This window comes from Kitasatospora sp. NPDC023385 (assembly GCF_055664045.1).
Window position 1 is genome coordinate 87,592 of record NZ_JBVOOL010000025.1, and the last position, 6,994, is coordinate 94,585.

At 71.7% G+C, this 6,994-nt stretch carries 5 protein-coding genes; 4 read left to right on the top strand and 1 reads right to left on the bottom strand.

What is annotated here, in order from left to right:
* The first annotated feature begins 420 nt into the window (after positions 1-420).
* From AC0B61_RS29815 to AC0B61_RS29830, 4 genes are all read left to right on the top strand, one after another.
* Positions 421-1,113 (top strand): 2OG-Fe dioxygenase family protein, encoded by a 693-nt coding sequence (locus AC0B61_RS29815; protein ID WP_471744432.1) that lies wholly within the window; start codon positions 421-423, stop codon positions 1,111-1,113.
* Positions 1,114-1,189: 76 nt separating this feature from the next.
* Complete coding sequence (locus AC0B61_RS29820) at positions 1,190-1,495, top strand: acyl carrier protein (RefSeq protein WP_471744434.1); 306 nt, start codon at positions 1,190-1,192, stop codon at positions 1,493-1,495.
* Between the two features lie 136 nt (positions 1,496-1,631).
* A complete protein-coding gene (locus tag AC0B61_RS29825; RefSeq protein ID WP_471744436.1) occupies positions 1,632-3,044 on the top strand; it encodes a hypothetical protein in 1,413 nt (470 codons plus the stop codon).
* Between the two features lie 458 nt (positions 3,045-3,502).
* The gene (locus AC0B61_RS29830) at positions 3,503-4,480 is read left to right on the top strand and encodes a ParB/RepB/Spo0J family partition protein (protein ID WP_471744438.1); all 978 of its coding nucleotides are present in this window, start codon (positions 3,503-3,505) and stop codon (positions 4,478-4,480) included.
* Between the two features lie 143 nt (positions 4,481-4,623).
* Here AC0B61_RS29830 and AC0B61_RS29835 read toward each other — a convergent pair whose 3' ends face one another.
* Positions 4,624-6,729 (bottom strand): phosphocholine-specific phospholipase C, encoded by a 2,106-nt coding sequence (locus AC0B61_RS29835; RefSeq protein ID WP_471744440.1) that lies wholly within the window; start codon positions 6,727-6,729, stop codon positions 4,624-4,626.
* Positions 6,730-6,994: the final 265 nt, after the last annotated feature.

Genomic DNA, 6,994 nt, shown 5'->3' on the forward strand with positions numbered 1-6,994 from the left:
CGCGCTGGAGTGGACCCGACGCCCGCGCACCGCCTCGCAGCGCCGCACGGCGGATCGGACGGCGACGTCCTCCGGGCAGGAATTGGCGGAACGGCCGGGGAGCGTGGAGCGGGAGACGAGCATCGGCCGGAAGCCAGTAACGGCGAGGGCTCGGGGATTCGTCAAGGGCCCGCCGCGTTCCGCCGCCGGGCGGGCAACTGGCAAAGTGCGGCAGTTGCACGCACCTCCCGAGGCCGCAACCGAGGCCGCAACCGAGTCGCGGAACCGGGCTCCCACCCGAACGGGAGGAACGACCCTAGTCGAATGCGTCCGGCAATTCCATCGGCGCGAATTGACCGCCGCGCACCCGGTCCGATTGCCGCCGCCCGCCCGCGCCGACGACCCTTGACAGGCCCTCGGACCGCGATGAGCCTGGGAAGAATGGATGAGCCGAACTATTCGCTGGGCAATGTCCGCGACGATCCGCTCTGGAACTCCGGCGACTGGGACGGATTCAGCCGGTTCTGGGAGGACCTGCCGCTCGACGCGCACATGGGGGACGGCGGGGCGTACCGGCGCCGGAAATACTCCACGATTTCGTACGAATTGGACGGCGGCGCGATCCGGCTGCTCGACCACGGGGGATTCCACCAGAGCAGGGAGATCAACCGGCTGAACGGCGGCGTCGTCCGCCGGTTCGAGCCGGTCGACCGCGGGCTGCTGGACACCCCCGTGGTCCGCCGCCTGCTGGCCCGTTTCACCGAACGGATCGCCGCACGGGCCACCGGCCGCGCACCGGGCGCCCGGCCGTCCGTCCCGGTCCGCCGGGTGAACCTCCATCAGCACCGGATCACCGCCACCGGGGCGACGTCCGGCAACCCGACCCCCGAGGGCGTCCACCGGGACGGCGTCGAGCACATCGTCATGATGCTGGTCGCCAGGAAGGACGTCACCGGCGGGGCCAGCACCCTGTACGACAACGCCGGAACGCCGCTGCTCACCCACACCCTGACCGAGCCCGGCGACTTCATCTTCCTCGACGACCGCGCCTGCCTGCACTCCGCGTCCCCGGTCGCGGTGACCCCGCCGGCCGCCGAGGGGCACCGCGACATGTTCTTCCTCGAATTCTGCTGACCCCACGGTTCTGCTGACCTCACAGTTCTGCTGACCCCGCAGCCGACCGCGACTTCCGTTGACGGAGACCGACGCCATGAGCCCGGCACACCCCGCCCCCACGCCCGAACGCCTCCGCGAGATCTGGTGCCAACTCCTCGGACTGGACCGGATCGACGACGAGGCGAGCTTCTTCACCCTCAGCGGCAGCTCCGTCGACGCGCTGCGCCTGGTCGACCGGGTCCGCAGCGCCTTCGGGCTGGTGATCAGCGTCCGGACCGTGATCGAGGCGCCGACGGTGGCCCTGCTCGCCGAGGCCCTCCGTTCGGCGCCGCCGGCCCCGGACCAGCCGAGCCTGACGGACCGCCGGCCGAGCCTCACGGAAGGCAGGCCCACCGGGTGACCCGAGCGCGGGCCGACCGGGCCCGGTACCGCGCGATCCGACCGAGCCCGGCACACACCGGACCAGCCGTGCCCTCGCCCGTTCCCGGGCGGCGGCCGCTGACCGAGGACACGGCACCACCAACGGGGAGACGGGGATGGACACCGATCACTTGGGCGCGCCCGCGCGCTCCGGCCTGGGGGCCGCCTACCGCGAGCAGTTGGCGCGCGAGGCGGTCCGGACCGAGGAGCTGACGAGCGGGGCGAACGCCGACCGACTGCTGCGGATCTCCTACAGCGGGAGGTTCCTGCCGACGCCGGTGTTCCTCTCCGCCGCCGAACGGACCGCGCTGGTGCGGGACCTCGGCACGGTCCACCGCCTGCTGACCGAACTGCCCGAGCGCCGCCACGGCGGCTCGGTGGGCGCCCTCGCCGCCGCCCTCGGCGTGACGCCCCCGCAGGCCCGGCTCGCCCGTCGCGCCGCGGCCGGGCCGCCACCGCCCCGGCTGGCCCGCGCCGACCTCTACCGCGCCACCGAGGGTTTCCGACTGTTGGAGCTGAACATCTCCAGCGCCCTCGGCGGCGTGGACAACGCCCTCCTCAACCGCGCGCTGCTCCGCCATCCGGCGCTGGCCCGGTTCGCCGCCGAGCACCGGCTCGGCCACGTCGACACCCTGCGACAGCTCGCCGCGACCGTCCGGGCCGCGTGCGGACCACTGCCCGAGCAGCCGGTGGTGGCGCTGGCCGAGTGGCCGACGCGGTTCGCCGCGTACGAGCTCTGGCTGCACGCCACCGCGTCGCTGCTGGACGAGGTGGGCATCGAGGGTGTGCCGTGCCACGTGGGGGAGTTGACCGAGCGGGCGGGCCGGCTGGAGGTGCAGGGCCGCCCGGTGGACGCCGTGCTGCGGTTCTTCCTGATCGAGGAGGTCCGGACGCCGCAGGACGAGGCCCTTCTGGAGCCGCTGCTGCGAGCCGTCGAATCGGGTGCGGTGCGCCTGCTCAGCCGGCTGGACGCCGAGCTGTACGGCAACAAGGGGGCGCTGGCCCTGCTCTCGGACGACCGCCTCCGCTCCACCCTCGACACCGCCGAGCAGGCCTGCCTGGACCGCCTCCTGCCCTGGACCGGCTACGTGCGGCCGAAACTGCGCCTGCCGGACGGCTCGATCGGCGACCTGGAGGCGTACGCCCGGGCCGAACAGCGGGACCTGGTCCTCAAACCGGTGCTCTCCCACCGCGGCATCGGCATCGTCCCGGGCTGGACCGTCCCGCCCGAGGAGTGGCTCGGCCACGTCCGGCGGGCGGTCGACGGGCCCTACGTCCTGCAGCGGCGGGTGGTGCCGCTCCCCGAGGTGTTCCCGGCGCCGGACGGCGGCGAGCAGGCGGTCTACCCGAACTGGGGGGTGTTCCTCACCGAGCCCTCGCTCACCGACTCGGACGGGTACGGCGGCGGTTACCTCCGGGCGAGCGGCGATCCGCAGGTCGGCGTGATCAACGAGGCGGCCGACGGCTGGATCGGCTGCGTCTTCCACCAGGAGGCCGCCCCGGCCGAGGTGGAGTCCGACCGGCCCTAATGGCCACGTTTCGAGCTCCCCGCCATTTTATTCCCGCAACGAGATCTCCCCGTGATATCTCCGGACGCGCGCAACCTGCGCGATTCACCCAAAACGGCAACCGACTCTGCCGGTTTGACGGGAGTTTCCCTGGGTATCCCGCACGCGGCCCCCCGACACCCGGCGACCAGGCCAAACCGCTCCGCGAGCGTCGCGGACGATCACCCTTGACATGTCCCAGATCGCAAAATACGCTCCAATACGGAGGTGAATCAGGCCGGACGGAAAAAGAAACTCGCCGACAATATGCGGCGCCCCACAGCAGTCAGTCCGCGCCTCCGCATCCGATTAAAACGAATCACCACCGACTTACTTCCCCTGCGGTTTCCATTCGTCCTGTGAAGGTGAAATTGCACAGCGAAGGGCGTTCGACCCCCACTCCAGACAGTGCTGTCCAGATCGCTCGTCGTTCATGGAACATGACGGTGGAAACCGTCCGGATCGACCGGATCCGGCCTGCCGACTCCCCCCGACTCGACGGCGAGGACCCCGACCACATACGCCTCCTGGCCGAATCCGACGCCGCCCTCCCACCGATCCTGGTCCACCGCGGATCGATGCGGGTCATCGACGGGATGCACCGGCTGCGCGTCGCCCAACTGCGCGGAGACACCGAGGTGCCGGTCGAGTACTTCGACGGCACCGAGCTGGAGGCCTTCATCCGGGCCGTCCAGCTGAACGTGACCCACGGACTGCCGCTCTCGCTCGCCGACCGGGAGTCCGCCGCAACCCGCATCATCGAATCCGGCGACAGCTGGTCGGACCGGGCCATCGCCCGGATGACCGGCCTCAGTGCCCCCACCGTCGCCCGGATCCGCACCCGCTCCCTGCCCGACCAGCAGATCGAGGCCCAGTCCCGGATGGGCCGCGACGGCCGGATCCGACCACTGAACAGCACGGCCGGCCGCCGGCGGGCCGGCGAACTCATCGACTCCGAACCGCACCTGAGCCTGCGCGAGATCGCCAGACGCGCCGGGATATCCGTCGGCACCGCCCGGGACGTCCGCAAACGCCTGAGCCGCGGCGAGGACCCCGTTCCGGCGAGGTTCCTACCCGGGCCGCACCCGGCGCGCGACCCCGCCGCCGGGGCACTCGACCCGTCTCCGTCCCCCGCCGCCCCCACCCCCGACCCGATGGACGGGTCCTACGTGTCCGACCTCAACAGCCTCCAGAAGGACCCGTCCCTCCGGCTGACCGGCAGCGGCCGGTTCCTCCTCCGCTGGCTCAGCTTCCACGCCATCAGCCAGGAGAACCGCGCCAGCCTGATCAGGGCGCTCCCGGCCCACAACAAGGCCCGGATCGCCTACATGGCGAAGTGCTGCAGCCGCTGGTGGGCCGAGTTCGCGAACGACCTGGAGCAGCAGCAGGAACTCCGGGACATCTCGAAGACCGGCTGACCCGCCCGCCTGCGCGCCCGACGTCGACGGCCCACCGCACCGCTCCGGGGCAGGAGCCGTGCGGTGGGCCGTCGATGCCGGGTCCAGGGCCGGGCCTTGGGCCCGGATCGGTCAGCGCGGACCGAGGTCAGCGCGGGCCGGGGTCAGCGCGGGCCGGGGTCGCTGGTGCCCGGGCGGCCGTTCTCCAGGTGTCCGGCCCAGCGGCGGCGGAACGCCGGCCCGCCCGTGACCGCGACGGTGACCTCGTACCAGCGGCTGTCCCCGCGCACGTCGAACGCGAACCGGGCCGAGGCGTCCGGGCGGAGGGTGCGGCTCTGCTTCGCGCCCTTCGCATAGGCGTTGTCGGCGGTCACGGTCCGGGGCTCCGGCCCGTTGTTGGTGACGGTGACGCGCACCTGGGTCTTCGACAGGTCGAAGCGCGCCACCAGCCCGGCCTGGGCTCCGCCCTCGAACTCCTGCACCGAACCGTTCGGGCCGTGGGCGACGAGGTGGTAGCCACCGGCGCCGGTCAGCGGCCAGAAGTCGCCGAGGGTGTCGCCGGCCGAGACGGTGTAGCGGCGCGGGGCGGCCGTCGGCGCCGTCCGGTCGTAGACGTAGAGCCAGGCGCCCGCCGCACCCCGGTTCTCCAGTTCGAGCCGGAACGGGCCCTCGGTGTCCTCCTCGTTGACCCGCAGGTCGTACGGCAGGGCGCGGGCCGGCCGGGTGCCCGGCTCCTGGGTGGGCATCCGCTGGGGCAGCGGCACCTGATAGGGCTTGCCCTGGGAGGCGATCGGTGCGGGCACCGGGATCGACACCCGCCGCGCGTCCGCGCCGGAGAAGTCGAGCGCCGAGGTGAGGTCACCGCAGACGGAACGGCGCCACGCGCTGATGTTGGGCTCCTCGATGCCGAACCGGGCCTCCAGGAACCGCAGCACCGAGGTGTGGTCGAAGGTCTCCGAGCAGACCCAACCGCCGCGCGACCACGGGGAGACGACCAGCAGCGGCACGCGCGGACCGAGGCCGATCGGCTGCACCCCGCCCGGATCGGCGCCGGGGACCAACGGGCTCGCCTCACCCGGGTACTTGGCGAGGTCGAGCAGTTCGTCACCGAGGCTCGCCGCCAGGTCGGCGGAGACCAGGCCCTGGCCGCCCGGACGGCTGACCACCGGCGGCATCGGCGGGACGACGTGGTCGAACAGGCCGTCGTTCTCGTCGTAGTCGATGAGGAAGACGGTCCTGCCCCAGACCTCGGGGTTGGACGTGAGCGCGTCCAGCACGAGGTTGATGTAGTACGCGCCGTCGGTGGGCGTGGCGGACGGGTGCTCGCTGTACTTGTACGGCGGGACGATCCAGGACACCTGCGGCAGCCGGCCCCGCTCGACGTCGGCCCGGAACTCCTTGAGCGTGTGGTCGGTGGCGCCCTTCTCCACGAGCGGGCCCGACGCACCCTCGGCGACCTGGTAGCGCTCGAAGAACATCAACGAGTTGTCGGTGTAGTTGTCCGTGGGGGTGCCCGGCTCCCCCGAACCGCCCTGGTACAGCTTCCAGCTGACGCCGGCCGCCTCCAGCCGCTCCGGGTACGTCGTCCAGGTGTAGCCGTTGGTGTCGTTGCGCTCCCACAGGCCGGGACCGTTCGGCTTGCGGCCGTAAGCGTTGCGCGGGTCGCTGGTGCCGGTCCACAGGTAGATGCGGTTGGGGGCGGTGTCGGCGTGGACGGAGCAGAAGTACGAATCGCACACCGTGAAGGCATCGGCCAGGGCGAAGTGGTACTGCAGGTCCTGACGCTTGAGGTGACCCATCGTCATGACGTCCTGCTTCTGGTTCACCCACTGGTCGTGCCGCCCCTCGTTCCAGGCGAGGTGACCGCTGCTCCAGCCGTGGTCCGTACCGGCCTGGTACTCGGTGGTGTTCCTGGGGTCGATGTACCAGGGCAACACCTCCTGCTCGGAGGCCGGCAGGCCACGGTCGTGGTAGCGGCCGGTCTTCACCGCGGCCGCGGGCTGGCGCCAGTTCGGCCGGCCGTTCGGCAGCAGCGTCGGGCGCGGGTCGTCGAACCCGCGGACGCCGCGGAGGGTGCCGAAGTAGTGGTCGAAGGAACGGTTCTCCTGCATCAGGATGACGACGTGTTCGACGTCCTCGATCGAACGGTTCCTGCCGAGCGCGGGCAGCGCCAGAGCCCTGCCGACCGCGGGCGGGAACGCTCCGAGGCCTGCGGCGGCCGCGGAGGCACCGCCCAGCTGAAGAAACCGGCGCCGGTCGATGGAGGCCACGTGAGGTCCTTCCCGTCGTGAGTGCGCGCATGCGTGAGTACGCGCATGGACGCACGGGTGTGCGAGAAGGACCGAACCTAGGGGCCGCAGGCAGGCCGTACACGCTCCTCACGCGAACGGCGCATGATCGTTCGGCCAACTCCCGCCCGGCCGGGAACCTCGACCGGCTCAACGCGAAGAACCCCCATCCGGATCCCGGATGGGGGTTCTTCTGAAAGATTGTTCGGCGGCGTCCTACTCTCCCACAGGGTCCCCCCTGCAGTAC

Coding starts and splice junctions, on each gene's coding strand:
- AC0B61_RS29815 (WP_471744432.1), top strand. CDS start 421: ATGGATGAGCCGAACTATTCGCTGGGCAATGTCCGCGACGATCCGCTC.
- AC0B61_RS29820 (WP_471744434.1), top strand. CDS start 1,190: ATGAGCCCGGCACACCCCGCCCCCACGCCCGAACGCCTCCGCGAGATC.
- AC0B61_RS29825 (WP_471744436.1), top strand. CDS start 1,632: ATGGACACCGATCACTTGGGCGCGCCCGCGCGCTCCGGCCTGGGGGCC.
- AC0B61_RS29830 (WP_471744438.1), top strand. CDS start 3,503: ATGACGGTGGAAACCGTCCGGATCGACCGGATCCGGCCTGCCGACTCC.